Origin of the sequence: Streptomyces sp. NPDC093260 (assembly GCF_040683715.1) — a bacterium.
In the GTDB taxonomy this organism is placed as follows: domain Bacteria; phylum Actinomycetota; class Actinomycetes; order Streptomycetales; family Streptomycetaceae; genus Streptomyces; species Streptomyces sennicomposti.
On sequence record NZ_JBFBEK010000024.1, the window covers coordinates 51,697 to 68,989 of the forward strand.

Annotated in this window: 16 protein-coding genes; 11 read left to right on the top strand and 5 right to left on the bottom strand. The window is 74.3% G+C overall.

Annotated features, from left to right (window positions below; genetic code table 11):
- Positions 1 to 168: 168 nt before the first annotated feature.
- Positions 169 to 996, bottom strand: a complete 828-nt coding sequence (locus tag AB0N63_RS26525; protein WP_365532328.1) for a VTT domain-containing protein — start codon at positions 994 to 996, stop codon at positions 169 to 171.
- A 341-nt stretch (positions 997 to 1,337) separates the two neighbouring features.
- Here AB0N63_RS26525 and tuf point away from each other — a divergent pair, with 341 nt between their 5' ends.
- Positions 1,338 to 2,507 carry an elongation factor Tu gene (tuf, locus tag AB0N63_RS26530; protein ID WP_365532331.1) on the top strand — a complete coding sequence of 390 codons (1,170 nt, stop codon included), beginning with the start codon at positions 1,338 to 1,340 and terminating at the stop codon, positions 2,505 to 2,507.
- A gap of 344 nt (positions 2,508 to 2,851) precedes the next feature.
- Positions 2,852 to 3,643 (top strand): fused MFS/spermidine synthase, encoded by a 792-nt coding sequence (locus tag AB0N63_RS26535; RefSeq protein ID WP_365532481.1) that lies wholly within the window; start codon positions 2,852 to 2,854, stop codon positions 3,641 to 3,643.
- A 41-nt stretch (positions 3,644 to 3,684) separates the two neighbouring features.
- Here AB0N63_RS26535 and AB0N63_RS26540 read toward each other — a convergent pair whose 3' ends face one another.
- Positions 3,685 to 4,725, bottom strand: a complete 1,041-nt coding sequence (locus tag AB0N63_RS26540) for a hypothetical protein (protein ID WP_365532334.1) — start codon at positions 4,723 to 4,725, stop codon at positions 3,685 to 3,687.
- Positions 4,726 to 4,868: 143 nt separating this feature from the next.
- Between AB0N63_RS26540 and AB0N63_RS26545 the strand changes: the two genes are divergently transcribed.
- From AB0N63_RS26545 to AB0N63_RS26555, 3 genes are all read left to right on the top strand, one after another.
- Positions 4,869 to 5,306 (top strand): DUF4442 domain-containing protein, encoded by a 438-nt coding sequence (locus tag AB0N63_RS26545; protein ID WP_009187459.1) that lies wholly within the window; start codon positions 4,869 to 4,871, stop codon positions 5,304 to 5,306.
- Between the two features lie 486 nt (positions 5,307 to 5,792).
- Entirely contained in the window at positions 5,793 to 7,037 is a 1,245-nt protein-coding gene (locus AB0N63_RS26550) for a hydrolase (RefSeq protein WP_365532335.1), read from the top strand.
- Between the two features lie 135 nt (positions 7,038 to 7,172).
- Positions 7,173 to 7,826, top strand: coding sequence for a DedA family protein (locus tag AB0N63_RS26555; protein WP_365532338.1), 654 nt, complete (start codon positions 7,173 to 7,175; stop codon positions 7,824 to 7,826).
- A gap of 141 nt (positions 7,827 to 7,967) precedes the next feature.
- On the opposite strand, the gene AB0N63_RS26560 is transcribed toward AB0N63_RS26555, so the two are convergent.
- Entirely contained in the window at positions 7,968 to 8,498 is a 531-nt protein-coding gene (locus AB0N63_RS26560; RefSeq protein ID WP_365532340.1) for a gamma carbonic anhydrase family protein, read from the bottom strand.
- Between the two features lie 123 nt (positions 8,499 to 8,621).
- Here AB0N63_RS26560 and AB0N63_RS26565 point away from each other — a divergent pair, with 123 nt between their 5' ends.
- Positions 8,622 to 9,407 carry an acyltransferase gene (locus AB0N63_RS26565; RefSeq protein ID WP_365532342.1) on the top strand — a complete coding sequence of 262 codons (786 nt, stop codon included), beginning with the start codon at positions 8,622 to 8,624 and terminating at the stop codon, positions 9,405 to 9,407.
- A 65-nt stretch (positions 9,408 to 9,472) separates the two neighbouring features.
- Here the strand turns inward: AB0N63_RS26565 and AB0N63_RS26570 are convergent, their stop codons facing one another.
- Positions 9,473 to 10,330, bottom strand: coding sequence for an EamA family transporter (locus AB0N63_RS26570; RefSeq protein ID WP_365532345.1), 858 nt, complete (start codon positions 10,328 to 10,330; stop codon positions 9,473 to 9,475).
- Positions 10,331 to 10,422: 92 nt separating this feature from the next.
- Here AB0N63_RS26570 and AB0N63_RS26575 point away from each other — a divergent pair, with 92 nt between their 5' ends.
- Together AB0N63_RS26575 and AB0N63_RS26580 are read left to right on the top strand one after the other, a co-directional pair.
- A complete protein-coding gene (locus AB0N63_RS26575; RefSeq protein WP_365532348.1) occupies positions 10,423 to 10,995 on the top strand; it encodes an XRE family transcriptional regulator in 573 nt (190 codons plus the stop codon).
- Positions 10,996 to 11,038: 43 nt separating this feature from the next.
- Positions 11,039 to 11,593, top strand: a complete 555-nt coding sequence (locus AB0N63_RS26580; RefSeq protein WP_365532350.1) for a YbaK/EbsC family protein — start codon at positions 11,039 to 11,041, stop codon at positions 11,591 to 11,593.
- A gap of 136 nt (positions 11,594 to 11,729) precedes the next feature.
- Here AB0N63_RS26580 and AB0N63_RS26585 read toward each other — a convergent pair whose 3' ends face one another.
- On the bottom strand, positions 11,730 to 12,140 hold the full coding sequence (locus AB0N63_RS26585) for a CoA-binding protein (RefSeq protein WP_365532352.1): 411 nt from the start codon (positions 12,138 to 12,140) through the stop codon (positions 11,730 to 11,732).
- Between the two features lie 151 nt (positions 12,141 to 12,291).
- Between AB0N63_RS26585 and AB0N63_RS26590 the strand changes: the two genes are divergently transcribed.
- The 3 genes from AB0N63_RS26590 to AB0N63_RS26600 all read left to right on the top strand — a co-directional run bounded on the left by AB0N63_RS26590 (position 12,292) and on the right by AB0N63_RS26600 (position 17,274).
- Complete coding sequence (locus AB0N63_RS26590) at positions 12,292 to 12,918, top strand: YigZ family protein (protein ID WP_365532354.1); 627 nt, start codon at positions 12,292 to 12,294, stop codon at positions 12,916 to 12,918.
- Positions 12,919 to 13,037: 119 nt separating this feature from the next.
- A complete protein-coding gene (locus AB0N63_RS26595; RefSeq protein ID WP_365532357.1) occupies positions 13,038 to 14,201 on the top strand; it encodes an exonuclease SbcCD subunit D in 1,164 nt (387 codons plus the stop codon).
- A 79-nt stretch (positions 14,202 to 14,280) separates the two neighbouring features.
- A complete protein-coding gene (locus AB0N63_RS26600; RefSeq protein WP_365532360.1) occupies positions 14,281 to 17,274 on the top strand; it encodes an SMC family ATPase in 2,994 nt (997 codons plus the stop codon).
- The last annotated feature ends 19 nt before the right edge of the window (positions 17,275 to 17,293 follow it).

Sequence of the window (17,293 nt, forward strand, 5' to 3'; positions counted from 1 at the left end):
CCCGGCCGTCGGCCGTGACCAGCGCCGATGACGAGATCTCGAACGCCGTGAGCCGCCGGACCGGAGGCAAAGCGGTGCGCGACGGTGCGCGGGCGGGGAGAGCCGGGGACCGGCCGTGTCCGGATCCGCACGCGATCACGTGGCGAAAAGCATCGCCCCGCGCCGTTCTCAACGGGCGCGCAGGTGGTGGCGTTTGCGCCAGGCCACCGTCGCGCCCGCCACCGCCGGCACGGCGATGCAGGCCATCGCGATCAGGAACACCGGCGAGGTCGGCGCGGCGGCGCGGGCTCCGGCGACGACGTAGGCGGCGGTGTTCGGCACCGAGCCGAGCGCCGTCGCCAGCAGGAACGCCGGCCAGCCCATGCGGGAGACGGCGGCGCAGTAGTTCGCCGCCCAGAACGGCACGCCCGGGAACAGCCGGGCCGCGAGCATCGACCGGAAGCCGTGCCGGCTGAGCTGCCCGTCCGCCGCCTTCAGCAGCCGGCCGCGCAGCAGCGGACGCAGCGCGTCCTGGCCCAGCACCCGGCCCAGGCCGAAGGCCACGCCCGCGCCCAGCACCGTACCGGCCAGCGCGGCGGCCAGTCCGAACTGCGAGCCGAACAGCGCGCCCGCGGCGAGGTTGAGCAGCGGTCGCGGCAGGAACGCCACCGTGCCCACGCCGTAGGCCACGGCGAAGGCCATCACCGCGGCGGCGCCGCCGAGTTGGGGCGGCCAGCCGTGCGTGAGCAGCCGCTGCGGCTGGAACAGCAGCACGGACGTGCCGGCCGCGGCGAGCAGGACGAGCAGGAGGGACAGCCGCGACCAGGGGGAGAGCAGGACTCTCGCGCAACGGGCGGCCAGGCCCGTGGCCCCGGCGAACGCGACGGGACCGGAGGGGCCGGACGGGGTGAGCGGAATGGGGACGGCGGCCGTGGGGACGGTGGCGCCGGGCTCCGTGGCGGCGGCCCGGGGAGAGGCCGTGGCGGTGCCCCCAGAGCGGGTGGTGGCATCGAGCATCTTGTGACACTAACCGACGGATACGTGTGATCGCCGTACGGTTCGTCTCAGCACTGTCACAGGAAAGGCCGTCGTTTCTGGTGACACGTCAGGTGCCGCCCGCCGAAAACCGTTCGACGCGCGGCACGCGGTCGGCGATGATCGGCCCATGTTCCGGCACGCCTTCGTCCTCGCAGCATCCGCGGCAGCGGGTGCTCCGAAGGCTGCCGTCCTCGTCTTCCCGGCCGCAGCCGACGGCGCCCGAAGCTGACCCTCCCCGGATCGTCCGGCGGACCCCGCAGGGGGAGGGTCGGCCGTCCCTCGGGGTCCTCGCACCACCTTCGACGCTTCGAGGTACAGCCATGCCCAAGACGGCGTACGTCCGCACCAAACCACATCTGAACATCGGCACGATGGGCCATGTCGACCATGGCAAGACCACCCTGACCGCCGCCATCACCAAGGTCCTCGCCGAGCGCGGCACCGGCACGTTCGTGCCGTTCGACCGCATCGACCGCGCCCCGGAAGAGGCCGCGCGCGGCATCACCATCGACATCGCGCACGTCGAGTACGAGACCGACACCCGGCACTACGCCCACGTGGACATGCCCGGTCACGCCGACTACGTGAAGAACATGGTCACCGGGGCCGCGCAGCTCGACGGGGCGATCCTCGTGGTCTCCGCGCTCGACGGGATCATGCCGCAGACCGCCGAACACGTGCTGCTCGCCCGGCAGGTGGGCGTCGACCACGTCGTGGTCGCCCTCAACAAGGCCGACGCGGGCGACGAGGAGCTGACCGACCTCGTCGAGCTGGAGGTCCGCGACCTGCTCAGCCGGCAGGGGTACGCCGGCGACGCGGTGCCGGTCGTCCGGGTCTCCGGGCTGAAGGCGCTGGCGGGCGACCCGCGGTGGACGGCGTCGATCGAGGCGCTGCTCGACGCGGTGGACACGTACGTGCCCCTGCCCGAGCGGTACCTGGACGCGCCGTTCCTGCTCCCGGTGGAGAACGTCCTCACCATCACCGGCCGCGGCACCGTCGTCACCGGCGCCGTCGAGCGCGGGACCGTGCGCGCCGGCGACCGGGTCGAGGTGCTCGGCGCCGGGGTGGAGACCGTCGTCACGGGCCTGGAGACCTTCGGCAAGCCCATGGAGCAGGCCCAGGCCGGGGACAACGTGGCGCTGCTGCTGCGCGGCGTCCCGCGCGACGCGGTCCGCCGCGGTCACGTGGTCGCGGCGCCCGGCAGCGTGACGCCCCGGCGGCGCTTCACCGCCCGGGTGTACGTGCTGTCGGCGCGCGAGGGCGGCCGTACGACGCCGGTGGCGACCGGGTACCGGCCGCAGTTCTACATCCGCACCGCCGACGTGGTCGGCGACGTCGACCACGGCGGGAGGGCCGTCGCCCGGCCCGGGGACACCGTCACCATGACGGTGGAACTCGGCCGCGAGGTGCCCCTGGAGCCGGGCCTCGGCTTCGCCGTCCGCGAGGGCGGCCGGACCGTGGGCGCGGGGACGGTGACGACGGTGGAGTGAGGGGCGCCGCCGGGGCGGCAGGGGTGTGCCGCCAGGAAGGGCCGGGGTGCCGACGGGGCGGCAGGCGGCGCTGTGGGCGACGGGGACCGCGGAACGACGCGGCCCCCGTCCGCCCGCCCGGGGCTGTGACGAGCGGGTGCGCGCCCGCTCGGCCGGGAACCGGACCGGCCGCGACGGTCCCCGGCCCGTACCGGCACGACGGCCCCCGGAGGCGGGCCGAACCCACGGTTGTCGGAGCCGGACCGGCGCGACGGCTCCCGTGGCGGGACCGGCACAATGGAGGGGTGACCGACTCCGAGCCGATACCCGTGACCCGCGCCGTCGATCACGGGACGGCCAAGCTGATGCCCGACGTCGACCGCGACCGGGCCTGGCTGCTCACCGTGGACGGAGCGCCCCAGTCCTACGTCGACCTGGACGCGCCCACCCACCTGGAGTTCGAGTACGCACGCCGGCTCGGGCACGTCCTGGACACGCTCGCCGACCCGGGCCGCCCGCTGGACGTGCTGCACCTGGGCGGCGGCGCGCTCACGCTGCCCCGGTACGTCGCCGCGACCCGCCCCGGCTCGCACCAGGACGTCGTCGAGGCCGACCGGGGCCTGCTCGGTCTGGTCGTGGAACACCTTCCGCTGCCGGACGGCCCGGACATCGCGCTGCACACCGCCGACGCCCGCGCCTGGCTGGAGGCGGCCCCGGCCGACTCGGCGGACGTGCTGATCGCCGACGTGTTCGGCGGCTCCCGCATCCCGGCCCATCTGACCACACTGGCCTACGCCCGCGCGGCGGAGCGCGTGCTGCGCCCGGACGGCGTCTACCTCGCCAACCTCGCCGACGCCGCGCCCTTCGCCTTCCTGCGCTCCCAACTCGCCACGTTCGCCGAGGCCTTCGGCGAGCTGGCGCTGATCGCGGAGCCGGGCGTGCTGCGCGGGCGCCGGTTCGGCAACGCGGTGCTGATCGCAGCGCACCGTCCCGTCGACACGGCCGCGCTGGCCCGGCTCACCGCCGCCGACGCCTTCCCCGCCCGCGTCGAACACGGTGCCGCGCTACGGGAGTTCACCGCGACCGCCGCCCCGGTACGGGACGCGGAGGCGGTGCCGTCACCGGAGCCGCCGGGCGGAACGTTCGGAATCGGCTGATCCCGCCCGCCCGCCCCGCCGCCGGCCTCGGCCCGGTACCGTCAGCCGGTCGGGTCGCCGTGCACCCGGACCGTGCTGAGGATCTTCATGACGGTCGCCTCCGGGATCTCGTTCTTGACACCCTTCGCCGCGAAGAGGGTCCAGGAGACGAAGTCGCCCTTCGAGTTCTTGAAGGCGAAGGTGGTCGCCTTGCCGTCGCTGTCGCACTTGTGCTTCTTCGGCACACCGGTCGTGTAGGAGGTCGCGACGCTGCCCTGTACCCCGGACTTGGTGGTGAACGGCTGGGCCTTGCCGACCTTCAGGTACTTCTTCGACGCGTCGGTCTGGTCGGTGTAGCCGCCGAAGGCGAAGGCGGCGGCGTCCCCGCGTGCGATGCTCGCGGTGTCCTTGCCGCCGTTCTCGCCCTTGGTGCCCGTGGCCGCCAGCGACGTGCTGTCCACCCGGCCGTCCTTGTCGTCGTCCGACGTGCACCAGTTCTTCTGCAAGTAGGCCGGTGCGGAGAAGCCGATGTACGGGTCGCCGGTCTTCTTGTCCTCGAAGAACGTGGACCAGCCGGGGGAGGCCACCTCCCAGTCGGCCGGTACGTCGAACGCCGTGCCGTGCTTGGGGTTGACGACCACCTTCCAGCCGGGAATCGTCGGCTTCTCGGTCTCGGCGCCGCGCGGGTTGTCCTCGGACGCGGACGAGGCCGGGCCGGGGCTGCCGGAGGCCGACGCCGAAGACGACGCGGACTGGCTGACCTCGGGGTCGTTCTTGCCGTCGTCGGCCTTGTCGTCCTTCTTGCCACCGAGCACCAGGAATCCGGTCACGCCCGCGGCCACGACCACGGCCGCCGCGGCGACGATCGCGACGAGCTTCGTCCGGTTCCCGCCCCCGCCTCCGCCCCCGCCGGCCGGCGGCTGCGGTGCGCCCACGGGCGCCGGGGCGCCCCACTGCGGCGTGGGCGGCTGCTGGCCGTACGGGCCGGGCTGCTGCTGGTAGCCCGGCTGCTGGTACGGATTCGGCTGTTGGTGTCCCGGCTGCTGGTACGGGTTGTTCTGCGGGTTCTGCTCGCCCCCGGGCGGCTGCTGTCCTGGCCACATGGGCAGTAACCCTAGTGGCGCGGGGGCACGATCCGGTCACCGGTCCTTGTCAGGGACGTACCAGAAAGGTGGCGCCGGCAGGGGGATCTCTCTGGCCAGCTCGATCTACTCGTGAGTAACATCTGGCCATGAGCGCAGAACAGATGTCGATCGGCGAGATGCTCGCCGCCACGGTGCCCATGGTCCGCACCCTGAAGCTGGAGTACCTGGAGACCACTCCGGAGAGAGCGGTGCTGTCCCTGCCGGACCAGGAGGAGTACCGCAACCACGTGGGCGGGCCGCACGCCGGGGCGATGTTCACCCTCGGCGAGTCGGCCAGCGGCGCGGTCGTCCTCGCCGCCTTCGGCGACCAGCTCTCGAGGGCGGTGCCGCTGCCGGTGGACGCCCGGATCGCCTTCAAGAAGGTCGCCCTCGGCCCGGTCAAGGCCACCGCGACCCTCGACCGCCCCATCGCCGAGGTCGTCGCCGAACTCGACGAGGGCCGCCGCCCCGAGTTCCCGGTCACCGTGAGCATCCAGCGCGGCGACGGCGCGGTGACCAGCGAGATGACGGTGGTGTGGACCCTGCGCCCCAACGGCTGAGAGCGGTGGACCACTGAGCCGGGGCGGCCCTCCAGGGCGTCGGCCCCGGCGGTCGTTCGCCGGGGTGCGCCTGCCCGGAGGGCGGTGTCAGGAAGCGACGCGCCGCTCCGGCCCGCGTCCGGCGGTGTCCGCCGCCACGACGAACTCCCTGGGCCGGGACACCGCAAACCGGCGGATCCCGTGCGGCGCGCACCTCTTCCCGTGCGGCCTACCCCCCTTCCGCGCACACGAGTTGGCCGCCGCGTGACGAGGCTCTCCGGAACCGGATATGGATACTCGCGGTAACTCCCGCACCGATTCCCCGCATTGACGTACGAGCTTTTCGAACTCCTTGTTTCCGCTGAGTAACGTGTGCGAAAGTGAGCCACCCCGCGGGGCAGGCGACGGCCGGCCTCCCTTTCCCCGCCGGGTGCGCGCTCCTCGTGACACCGCTTTCCCGAGGACGCATTCCGAGCGCCGTCCTGCGGCCTGGAAGGAAATGCTCCTGTGCGATCACCTCACCCCCCACCCCCTTCGTATCCACCCCGGCCCGGCGGCCCGCCCGCCGAGTCCGACGACCGGCTCATCGCCCGGCTGCGGGATCCCGACGGCGGGCACCACGCCGTCGCGCTGCTGCTCGCCCGGCACTGGCGGGCCACCTACGACTACGCCGTCGTCTGCCTGGCCGCGCCGGGCGACTCGGCCGCGGCGGTGGCCACGGCCGCCTTCCGCCGGGTGCTGCGCCGTCCGGCCGCTGGTACGGGCGGCCGCGCTCTGCGCCCGCGGCTCCTCGTCGCCGCGCGGGAGACCGTACGGCAATGGGCCGCCGACGAGACCGCCTGCGCCGTACTGCCGGAACTGCGCAGGCCGTCCGGCGGCCGCGGACTGCGCGCCGTGCGCTCCTTCACACCCGAAAAGCGGCGGCTGGCCGAGCGGGCGTTCCGTGATCTTCCCGATGCCCTCCAATGCCTGCTGTGGCACACCGAGGTCGAGGCGGAACCCATAACCGTACCGGCCGGTCTGCTGGCCCTGACTCCGGAAACCGCGGCGGGCCTGCGCGAACACGCTCGCGAGCAATTCCGGGCGGGCTGCGTGCGCGCCCACCGGGAACTCGCGCCGACCGCCCGCTGCCGTGTCCTCGGCCCCCTCCTCCCCGATGTCTCCGGGCCCGGGACCGGAACGCCGCCGACCGGTGCGCGTCGGCATCTGCGGGAGTGCCGCCACTGCGCGTACGCGGCGGAACAGATCGGCCACATCGAGGACGGTCTCGACGTCCTGCTCGCCGAAGCCGTCCTCGGCTGGGGCGCGCGCCGGTATCTGGACTCCCGCACGGCGCGCAACGCCCTGGGCGGTGCCACCGGGGACGCTGGGCGCGACGGAGGCGTCGAGTCCGGTGCACAGGGAGCCGGTGGACCGGGGGCCGATGGGCAGGAGGTCCGTGACCAGGGTGACGAAGGGCAGGGAGCCGCTGAGCAGTGGCGCAGGCACCGGACGGCCGTCGTGGTGGGCGCGGGGCTGGCGTCCCTGGTCCTGATCGCCGGTGTCCCGGGCGGCGGAGGCTGCGCGGAGGACCGGTCCGTGCCCGTCTCCCGCGCGGCCTGGAGCATGCCCGGTGGCGGCGCCGTCGGCCCGGACCGGGCGGGAACCCCCTCCTCCCCGGCCCGGTCCGCGCCGCCGGCCGCCCCGTCGACGTCCCCCTCCGTCACACCGGTCGGTGCGGCCGGTCCGGCCCGGCCCACGGTCCGGCGGTGAGGCTCCGGAGGGTGGGCGAGGGGCCGCGGGAGGCCGTTTCGGCGGCCGGCGGACCGGCGGACCGGAGCGGGTAGGCTTCCCGGGAGGGCGCGTCCGCGCCCGGCAACGCACGGACGCGAAACGGGGAGGACCGGCGTGCACGTCCAGGAGTGGCTCGACACGGTACCCGCGGCCGCCGTCTACGGCGTGGTGGCCCTGGTCATCGGTCTGGAGAGCCTGGGCATCCCGCTGCCCGGCGAGATCATCCTGGTCTCCGCCGCGCTGATGTCCTCCCAGAACTCGGAGATCAACCCCGTCGTCCTCGGCGCCTGCGCCGTCGTCGGCGCGGTGGTCGGCGACTCGATCGGCTACGCCATCGGACGCAAGGGCGGCAGACCACTGCTCGCCTGGCTCGGGAAGAAGTTCCCGAGGCACTTCAGCGAGGGCCATGTCGCCACCGCCGAACGGTCCTTCGAGAAATGGGGCATGTGGGCGGTGTTCTTCGGCCGCTTCGTCGCCCTGCTGCGCATCTTCGCGGGGCCGCTCGCGGGCGTGCTGCACATGCCGTACTGGAAGTTCCTGACCGCCAACGTCCTCGGCGGCATCTGCTGGGCGGGCGGCACCACGGCCGTCATCTACTACGTCGGCGTCGTCGCCGAGTCCTGGCTGAAGAAGTTCTCCTACCTCGGCCTGGTCGCGGCCGTGCTGATCGGCCTCGTCTCGATGCTGGTGATCAAGCGCAAGGCGAAGAAGGCGCGGCCCGCCCACCAGGACACCGAGGAACCGGAGCCGGTGCCCGCGGGCGAGTGACCGAGGGCCCGGGGCCTGTCCGGCGGGTCCGGGACCATCGTTCCCGGCGCACGGAACAGGGGCCCGGCCCCCCCAGCGGCTCCCCGGCCTCCTACGGATCCCCCGTCCGGGACACTGCGGCGCCCCGGTCTCCGCCGGTCCCTACTTCTCGTGCACCTCGCGGTGCACCGTCGCCAACTCCGCGTACATCGTGCCGTTGAGCGTGACCCCCTGACGCTCCTCCTCCGTCAGCTCCCGCCGGACCTTCGCCGGCACCCCGGCCACCAGCGAGCCCGGCGGCACCCGCATCCCCTGCGGCACCAGGGCCTGCGCGGCCACCAGCGACCCCGCGCCGATCACCGCGCCGTTCAGCACCGTCGCGCCCATCCCGATCAGGCAGTCGTCCTCGACCGTGGCGCCGTGCACCACCGCGTTGTGCCCGATGGAGACCCGCTCGCCCACACTCACCGGGAATCCGGGGTCGGCGTGCAGCGTGCAGTTGTCCTGGACGTTGCTGTCCGCGCCGACGGAGATCCGCTCGACGTCACCGCGCACCACCGCGCCGTACCAGACACTGGCGCCCGGGCCAAGCGTCACCTCGCCGATCACCGTGGCCCCCGGCGCCACGAACGCCTGCTCGTCCACCTGCGGCTCCCGGCCGCCCATCCCCACGATCAGCGCCTTGTGCGTCATGCTCGTCCTGCCTTTCCCTGCCGTCGACGGCCGCGGTCTCCGCGAACCGTACGTCATCCGGTGGGGTGAAGATCACAGGCGTCCGAGCGCTCGGGCGCGGGCGGGGCTGAGTACCGTGAGCGGGTGCCCAAGCCCAAGAACACGTTCTCGTCCTGGCGGCGCCGCCTCGCGCAGCGCGCCGTCCACACGGCCTGGGCCTGGGCGCGGCGCACCGGCTCGGTCACGGCCGAGCGCCCCGGACGGCTGCGCTTCGGCGCCCTCGGCGAGGGGACCAGGCTCGCCTTCCCGCTCGGCACCGTCTTCGGCGAGCCGTGGATCCACCTCGGCGCGTACTGCATCATCGCCGAGCAGGTCACGCTGACCGCCGGTCTGATGCCCGACCTGGACCTCGGCCCGGACCCCATCCTGCGCATCGGCGACGGCGTCGTCCTCGGCCGCGGCAGCCACGTCATCGCCGACACGTCGGTCACCATCGGCAGGGACTGCTACTTCGGCCCGTACGTCTACGTCACCTCCACCAACCACTCCTACGACGACCCGCACCAGCCCATCGGCAGGCAGTGGCCGCGGATGGAGCCGGTGGAGATCGGGCCCGGCTGCTGGATCGGCACCGGCGCGGTGATCCTGCCCGGTGCGCGGATCGGCCGGAACGTGGTGGTCGCCGCCGGTGCCGTGGTCCGCGGCGAGGTGCCCGACCACGCCGTCGTCGCGGGCGCGCCCGCCCGGGTCGTACGCCGCTGGACGCCCGCCGAGGGCTGGCAGCCGCCGCTGCGGACCCCGGCCCCGGTGCCGATTCCGGACGGTGTCACGCCGGAGCAGCTGGTGGCCGTGGCGGGGCTGGACGACGAGGCCGCGGCCCGCCTGGCGGACCTGGACGACGAGAACGCCTCCCGGTCGGCGGCCTCGTGACCCCGGCCGCGAGCCGTCGTTCCCGACCGCCCGCGACGGCTCCGACCGGCCCCGCCGCCCCTCCCTCACCCCGTAGCCAGCAGCAGCGTCCCCAGCAGCGCCAGCCCCGCGCCGGCCGCCTGGACCGCGCGCAGCCGTTCGCGCAGGAAGCCGCGGGCGGCCAGCGCGGTCACCACCGGATAGAGCGAGGCCAGTACGGCGGCGACGGTGACCGGACCGTGCTGGGCGGCGACCGAGTAGGTGCCGTTGGCCGCGACGTCGGCGAGGCCCACGAAGGCCAGCGCCGGCAACGCGGCCCACGGGAAACCGCCCGCCGGCAACACCGCGCCGCCCCGCCGCGCCGACGCGTACAGCGCCGCCCCGCCCGCCGCCACATTGGTCACGCGCTGCACGAACAGCGCGAGGAAGAGTCCCGTGACCGTGGTCGACGCCTCGGCGATCAGCGCGAACACCGTGCCGAACCCGAGCGCGGCGACGAGCGTCAGCCCGATCGTCCGCCGCTGCACGGCGGCGCCCCCGAGCTGCGGTCCGCCCGCGAGCACGACCCCGCCGACGGCGACCGCGATGCCCGCGACCTGGAGCAGTCCCGGCCGTTCGCCGAGCACCAGGCCGACCCCGATCGGCACCGCCACGCTCAGTGTGGCCAGCGGTGACACCACTCCCATCGGGCCGAGCGCGAGCGCCTTGTAGAAGGAGAGCATCGCCACCGGCCCGACCAGTCCCGCCGCGACCGCGAACCACAGCCGCGGGCCGGCCTCGTTCCAGCCGCCCGTGGCCACGACGATCGCGCCCAGCACCAGCGCCGCGATCGACTGTGAGACCACGACCACCGTCAGGGCCGGGTTGCGCCGGGTGAGCAGCCCGCCGCCGAAATCGGCCAGGCCCCACAGGAGGCTGGTGGCCAGGGCGAAGAATGCTGTCACGAACGCCTCGCAGTACAGTTCGGTGAACGGTCGGGTGCAACCCACCGTAGTTCAACGAAGTGAACTCTGTCATCCAGAATATTGGACGGAATGTGTCGGATCTCGACCTGCTGACCCAGTCCCTGGCGCGCAACGTCAAACGCTGGCGCACCGAGCGAGGCTTCACCCTCGACACGCTCGCCGCCCGCGCGGGAGTCAGCCGCGGCATGCTCATCCAGATCGAGCAGGCCCGGACCAACCCCAGCCTCGGCACCGTGGTCAAGATCGGTGACGCGCTCGGCGTCAGCATCACCACCCTGCTCGACTACGAGCAGGGGCCGCGCGTCCGGGTCGTCCCCGCCGACCAGGCCGTCCGGCTCTGGCACACCGACGCGGGCAGCTACAACCGGCTCCTCGCGGGCACCGAGGCGCCGGGACCGCTGGAGATGTGGGAGTGGCGGCTGATGCCGGGCGAGGGCAGCCCCTCGGATCCGCACCCGGGCGGAACGGTCGAACTGGTGCACGTCACGACGGGCGAGCTGACGCTCACGGTCGACGGCGTCGACTACCGCGTGCCCGAGGGTGCGAGCGTGTCCTTCGAGGCCAACACCCCGCACACCTACGCCAACACGGGTGAGGCGCCGATGGAGATGATCATGGCGGTCTCGGTCCCGCCCGTGCACTGAGACGCCCGGCCGGAGCCCACCGCACTGCTGTTAGCGTGCCCGCATGCGCGCACCCATCGGAGACTTCCAGCAGGCCGTTGCCGCCCCCGACTGCCTCGGCGAACTGGTCAGCCCGGTCGCCGAGGCCGTACGCCACTGGCGCGGCAGCGTCCCCGCCGAGCAGATCGTCTACGTCGACACCGACCCGCGGTGGGCGGACACCGCGACCTTCGTCGAGCACTACGGCCGTGAGCTGCTGGAGCAGTCCGCGAACTGCGTGGTGGTGGCGGGCAAGCGCGGCGGCGAGTCCCGGCTGGCCGCCTGTCTGGTGCTCTCCACCACCCGCGTCGACGTCAACGGCGTGGTCCGCCGCAGGCTCGACGCCCGCAAGGCCTCGTTCGCGCCGATGGACGTGGCCACGGGCGAGACCGGCATGGAGTACGGCGGCATCACCCCGATCGGCCTGCCCGAGAGCTGGCCCGTCCTGGTCGACGCGGCCGTGGTCGATCTGCCGTACGTCCTGGTCGGCAGCGGTCGGCGCCGCGGCAAGCTCCTTGTGCCCGGCAAGGCGTTCGCGGAACTGTCGGGTGCCGTGGTGGTGGACGGGCTCGGCGTCTGATCCCGGGCGGCCGGCAGGGCGGCGGGGCGCCGACCCGGCGGGTGGAGCCGCCCCGGTCGGGGATCGACCCCGGCCGGGGAATGCGGCTCGGCCGGAGGACCTACCGCAGCCGGTGGATCGACCCCGGCCGGAGGGGCTACCCCAGCCGGGGGATCTCGATGGCCGGGCAGCGGTCCATGACCATGTCGAGCCCGGCCGCCCGGGTCCGCTCGTAGGCGGCCTCGTCGATCACGCCGAGCTGGAACCACACCGCCCCGGCGCCCTTGGCGACCGCCTCGTCGGCGACCGTCCCGGCCAGCTCGCTGTTGACGAAGACGTCCACCACGTCCACGTCGAACGGGATGTCCGCGAGCGAGGCGTAACCCTGCTCGCCGTGCACGGTCTCCGCCTTCGGGTGCACCGGGACGATCCGCTTGCCGAACCTCTGGAGCACCTCGGCCACACCGTAGGCGGCGCGGTTCCGGTTGGAGGAGAGGCCCACCACGGCCCAGGTGTCACCGAGTCCGGTCAGGATCTTCCGGACCGTCGCCGCATCGCCGTACGCCACAACTGTCTCCTCGAGTCTGGGAAGGGCTCGTCGCCCTGGCCGTCACTCCCTGATCAACAGCGGCCCCGGGCGGTCGATTCCCCGGCCGGGCCGAAGGCCTGCCCCCGCACCGGCGGCCGACGCCACGGAGCAGTCCGCATAGGCTGGCCGGATGCAGGACGAGTACCGCACAGTGGCCCGCGAGGGCGTGCACGAGACCGAGATCAACCGTTCCCGCTTCCTGTGCGCCCTCGCCCCGGCGGCCACCGAACGGGAGGCCCAGGAGTTCGTCGCCGCCGTCCGCAAGGAGCACGCCGACGCCACGCACAACTGCTGGGCCTACGTCATCGGCGCCGACGCGAGCGTCCAGAAGGCCAGCGACGACGGCGAACCCGGCGGCACCGCCGGCGTGCCCATGCTCCAGATGCTGCTGCGCCGCGACATGCGGTACGTCGTCGCCGTCGTCACCCGCTACTACGGCGGGATCAAGCTCGGCGCGGGCGGTCTCATCCGGGCCTACGGCGGCGCGGTCGGCGAGGCCCTGGACGCGCTCGGCACCCGCACCCGTCGCCGGTTCCGCCTCGCCACGGTGACCGTCGACCACCAGCGGGCCGGCAAGGTGCAGAACGATCTCAGGTCCACCGGCCGGGAGGTGCGTGACGTGCGCTACGGCGAGGCCGTCGCCCTCGAGATCGCCCTGCCGGACGCCGACGTCGACGCCTTCCGCGCGTGGCTCGCGGACGCCACCGCCGGGACCGCCGTCCTGGAACTGGGCGGCGAGGCGTACGGCGACGCGTGAAAACTCACGCGACGGAACGGACATTCACGTAACAAGCGGATCAATCCGCTTCCCTCGGGGCGGGGGAAGCGCGAGCAACCGCCCGTGATGTCGGACCCGGCCGTTAGTCTTCGAAAATCATGAGGCTGCTGCACACTTCCGACTGGCATCTGGGCCGGTCGTTCCACCGGGTGAGCATGCTCGACGCTCAGGCCGCGTTCATCGGCCACCTCGTGGCGACCGTCCGGGAACGGGGCGTCGAGGCCGTGGTCGTGTCGGGAGACGTGTACGACCGCGCCGTGCCCCCGCTGGCCGCTGTCGAACTGTTCGACGACGCCCTGCACCGCCTCGCCGCCCTCGGCGTGCCCACCGTGATGATCTCAGGCAACCACGACTCCGCCCGCCGGCTCGGCGTCGGCGCCGGACTGATCGACCGCGCGGGCATCCACCTGCGCACCGAACCGGCGGCGTGCGCGGCCCCCGTGGTGCTGGCCGACGCGCACGGCGACGTCGCCTTCTACGGGCTGCCGTACCTTGAACCCGCCCTGGTGAAAGACGTGTTCGGGGTCGACAAGGCGGGGCACGAGGCGGTGCTCGCCGCCGCCATGGACCGGGTGCGCGCCGATCTCACCGCCCGCCCGCACGGCACCCGCTCGGTCGTCCTCGCCCACGCCTTCGTCACCGGCGGCGAGGCCAGCGACAGCGAGCGGGACATCACCGTCGGCGGAGTGGCCGCCGTCCCCGCGGGCGTCTTCGACGGCGTCGACTACGCCGCGCTCGGCCATCTGCACGGCTGCCAGACCATCACCGAGCGCGTGCGCTACTCCGGCTCCCCGCTGCCCTACTCGTTCTCCGAGGCCGCGCACCGCAAGAGCGTGTGGATCGTCGACCTGGACGCCGACGGATCGGTCACCGCCGAACGCGTCGACTGTCCGGTGCCGCGCCCGCTGGCCCGGATTAGCGGCCCGCTGCAGGAACTGCTCGCCGACCCCGCGCTCGCCGGCCACGAGGAGTCCTGGGTCGAGGCCACACTCACCGACCCGGTCCGCCCCGCCGACCCGATGGCCCGCCTCACCGAGCGCTTCCCGCACACCCTCAGCCTGGTCTTCGCCCCGGAGCGCGCCCCCGACGACCCCGACGTGTCCTACGCCCGCCGGCTCGCCGGCCGCAGCGACCAGCAGATCGCCGAGGACTTCGTCGCCCATGTGCGCGGCGCCGGCCCCGACGCCGACGAACAGGCCGTACTGCGCGCGGCGTTCGACGCGGTCCGCCTGGACGACCCGGAGCACGAGGTGACGCGGTGAGCCCGCGGGCGCACGCCCCGGCCGGCGACCGGGCCGCACAGGCGAACCCGGCGCGGACACACCACGAGGGAGAGGCGCAGTGAGGCTGCACCGGCTGGAGATCACCGCCTTCGGGCCCTTCGGGAACCGCCAGTGCGTCGACTTCGACGCGCTGTCGGCCGCCGGCCTGTTCCTGCTGCACGGCCCGACCGGCGCCGGCAAGACCTCCGTACTGGACGCCGTCTGCTACGCCCTGTACGGCTCCGTGCCCGGCGCCCGGCAGAGCGGCCAGGGCATCACCCTGCGCAGCGACCACGCCGACGCCGGCACCCGCACCGGGGTCACCCTCGACCTGACCGTGGCCGGCCGCAGGCTGGAGATCACCCGTCAGCCGCCCTGGGAGCGCCCCAAACGGCGCGGCAAGGGCACCACCATGGACAAGGCGCAGACCTGGCTGCGCGAGTACGACGCGGCAGCGGGCGTCTGGAAGGACCTCAGCCGCTCCCACCAGGAGATCGGCGAGGAGATCACCCAGCTGCTCGGCATGAGCCGGGAGCAGTTCTGCCAGGTGGTGCTGCTGCCCCAGGGCGACTTCGCCCGCTTCCTGCGCGCCGACGCCGAGGCCCGCGGCAAGCTGCTCGGCCGCCTGTTCGACACCCGTCGCTTCGCCGAGGTCGAACGCCGCCTCGCCGACCGCCGGCGCGCCACCGAGGCCCAGGTGCGCGAGGGCGACGCCGCGCTGCTCGCCGACGCGCACCGCATGCAGCAGGCGGCCGGCGACGCCATGGAGCTGCCGGACCTCGCCCCCGGCGACCCCGGCCTGGCCGAAGCGGTGCTCACCGCGGCGGCCGTCGCCCGCAGCACCGCCCGCGAGCAGCTCACCGCCGCCCACTGCCGCCTCACCGCCGCCGAGGCCGACCGGCTCGCCGCCGGCCGCGCCCTGGACGACGTACGCGAACTGGTCCGGCTGCAACAGCGCTTCGCCGAGGCACGCGACCGTGCCGAACGGCTCGCGGAGCGGGCCGGCGCCCACGAGGAGACCCGGGCGCGGATGGAACGCGGCCGCAAGGCCGAGACCGTCGCGCCCGCACTGGAACTCAGGGACGCCGCCGACGCCGAACACCGGCGCGCGGCCGCCGCCGACGCCCACGCGCGTGCCCAGCTCCCCGAGCGCCTCCAGGACGCCGGTGCGGCGGGACTCGCCGCCGCGGCCCGCCGGGCCGCCGAGGAACTCGGCTCCCTGGAGTCGGCCCGCCGCGCCGAACGGCGCCTGGCCGGACTCCTCGCCGAACGCGACGAGGCGGACCAGGAGGAGCGCGCCGACACGGAGGCCCTGGAGGACGCCGAGAGCTGGCTCGCCGGCTGGGAGACGACCCGTGCGGCCCTCCAGAGCCGTATCGAGGCCGCGCAGGAGGCGGCGGGCCGCGCCGAACAACTCGCGGTGCGGCGCGAACCCGCCCAGGCGCGGCTCCGGGCCGCCCGCGAGCGCGACCGGCTGACCGACGAGACCGAACGGGCCCGGCAGCGCGCCCTCGCCTCAGGCGAGAAGTCCCTGGAGCTCAAGGACCGCTGGCTCCGGCTGAAGGAGCAGCGGCTGACCGGCATCGCCGCCGAACTGGCCGCGAACCTCGCCGACGGCGAACCCTGCGCCGTCTGCGGCGCCACCGCGCACCCCGCACCCGCCCGCAAGGTCGCCGGGCACGTCGACCGCGAGACCGAGGAGCGCGCCCTCGCCGACCACCAGGCCGCCGAGAGGCGGCACGCCGAGGACGAGCGCCGCCTCGCCGCCCTCAGCGCGGAGCTGACCGCCGCCACCGCCGACGCGGGCGACGCTCCCACCGGACGACTCGCCGTCGAGGCCGAGGAACTGGACCGTCAGCTCGCGCAGGTCCGCCGGGACGCCGCCGCACTGCATCCGGCCCAGGTCGAGTTGCGCGCCGCCGAACAGGAACGCGAGCGCCGCCTCGCCGACCGCAGGCGGGCCGAACTGCGCGCGGCCTCCCGGCTGACCCGTCGCGAGAGCCTGGAGCGCGAGCGGACCGCCCTGGAGGCGGAGATCGCCGAGGCCCGCGGCGCCGCCCCCAGCGTCGCCGCCCGGGCCGCCCAGCTGGAACGCCGGGCGGCCCTGCTCACCGCCGCCGCCGACGCGGCACGCGCCGCCGAGGAGAGCGCCGAGCGGCTCAAGGACGCCGACGGACGCCTCGCCGAGGCCGCCTTCCGGGCCGGCTTCGGCACCCCGCGGGACGCCGCCGCCGCGCTCCTGGACGACACCGCCCACCGTGAGCTGCAACGCCGCCTGGACGCCTGGCAGGCGGAGGAGGCGGCCGTGCGGGCGGTGCTGGCCGAGGCCGACACCGTCGCCGCCGCCCGGCGGCCCCCCGCCGACCTCGCCGTGGCGGAGGCCGCCGCGGCGGACGCGGGCCGGCGGCTGCGCGAGGCCGCCTCCGCGCGGGACGCCGCGGCTCGCCGCTGCGAGGAACTCGACCTGCTCTCCGCCCGCGCCGCCACCGGCGTACGGCGCCTGGCGCCGCTGCGCGAGGAGTACGACCGGGTGGCACGCCTGGCCACCCTCGCCGCGGGCACCTCCGCCGACAACGAGCGCAAAATGCGCCTGGAGTCCTACGTCCTCGCGGCCCGCCTGGAACAGGTGGCCGCCGCCGCCACCGTCCGGCTGCGCCGCATGTCGTCCGGCCGCTACACCCTCGTCCACTCCGACGACCGGTCCGGACGAGGCCGCAGCGGCCTGGGGCTGCACGTGGTCGACGCCTGGACCGGCCGGGAACGGGACACGGCGACCCTGTCCGGCGGCGAGACGTTCTTCGCCTCGCTCGCCCTCGCCCTCGGCCTCGCGGACGTGGTCACCGACGAGGCGGGCGGGGTCCGCCTCGACACCCTCTTCATCGACGAGGGTTTCGGCAGCCTGGACGACCAGACCCTCGACGAGGTCCTGGACGTGCTGGACTCGCTGCGCGAACGCGACCGCAGCGTGGGCATTGTCAGCCATGTCGCCGACCTGCGGCGGCGCGTGCACGCCCAGTTGGAGATAGTGAAGGGACGGTCGGGTTCCACGGTGCGGCAGCGGGGTTCGGCCTGACCGACGGCGGCGGCCGTAC

What these genes read in the sequence shown, in the direction of transcription:
- tuf (WP_365532331.1), top strand. Translation starts at nt 1,338, where the DNA reads ATGCCCAAGACGGCGTACGTCCGCACCAAACCACATCTGAACATCGGC.
- AB0N63_RS26525 (WP_365532328.1), bottom strand. Translation starts at nt 996, where the DNA reads ATGCTCGATGCCACCACCCGCTCTGGGGGCACCGCCACGGCCTCTCCC.
- AB0N63_RS26545 (WP_009187459.1), top strand. Translation starts at nt 4,869, where the DNA reads ATGTCGATCGGCGAGATGCTCGCCGCCACGGTGCCCATGGTCCGCACC.
- AB0N63_RS26590 (WP_365532354.1), top strand. Translation starts at nt 12,292, where the DNA reads ATGCAGGACGAGTACCGCACAGTGGCCCGCGAGGGCGTGCACGAGACC.
- AB0N63_RS26560 (WP_365532340.1), bottom strand. Translation starts at nt 8,498, where the DNA reads ATGACGCACAAGGCGCTGATCGTGGGGATGGGCGGCCGGGAGCCGCAG.
- AB0N63_RS26580 (WP_365532350.1), top strand. Translation starts at nt 11,039, where the DNA reads ATGCGCGCACCCATCGGAGACTTCCAGCAGGCCGTTGCCGCCCCCGAC.
- AB0N63_RS26540 (WP_365532334.1), bottom strand. Translation starts at nt 4,725, where the DNA reads ATGTGGCCAGGACAGCAGCCGCCCGGGGGCGAGCAGAACCCGCAGAAC.
- AB0N63_RS26535 (WP_365532481.1), top strand. Translation starts at nt 2,852, where the DNA reads ATGCCCGACGTCGACCGCGACCGGGCCTGGCTGCTCACCGTGGACGGA.
- AB0N63_RS26595 (WP_365532357.1), top strand. Translation starts at nt 13,038, where the DNA reads ATGAGGCTGCTGCACACTTCCGACTGGCATCTGGGCCGGTCGTTCCAC.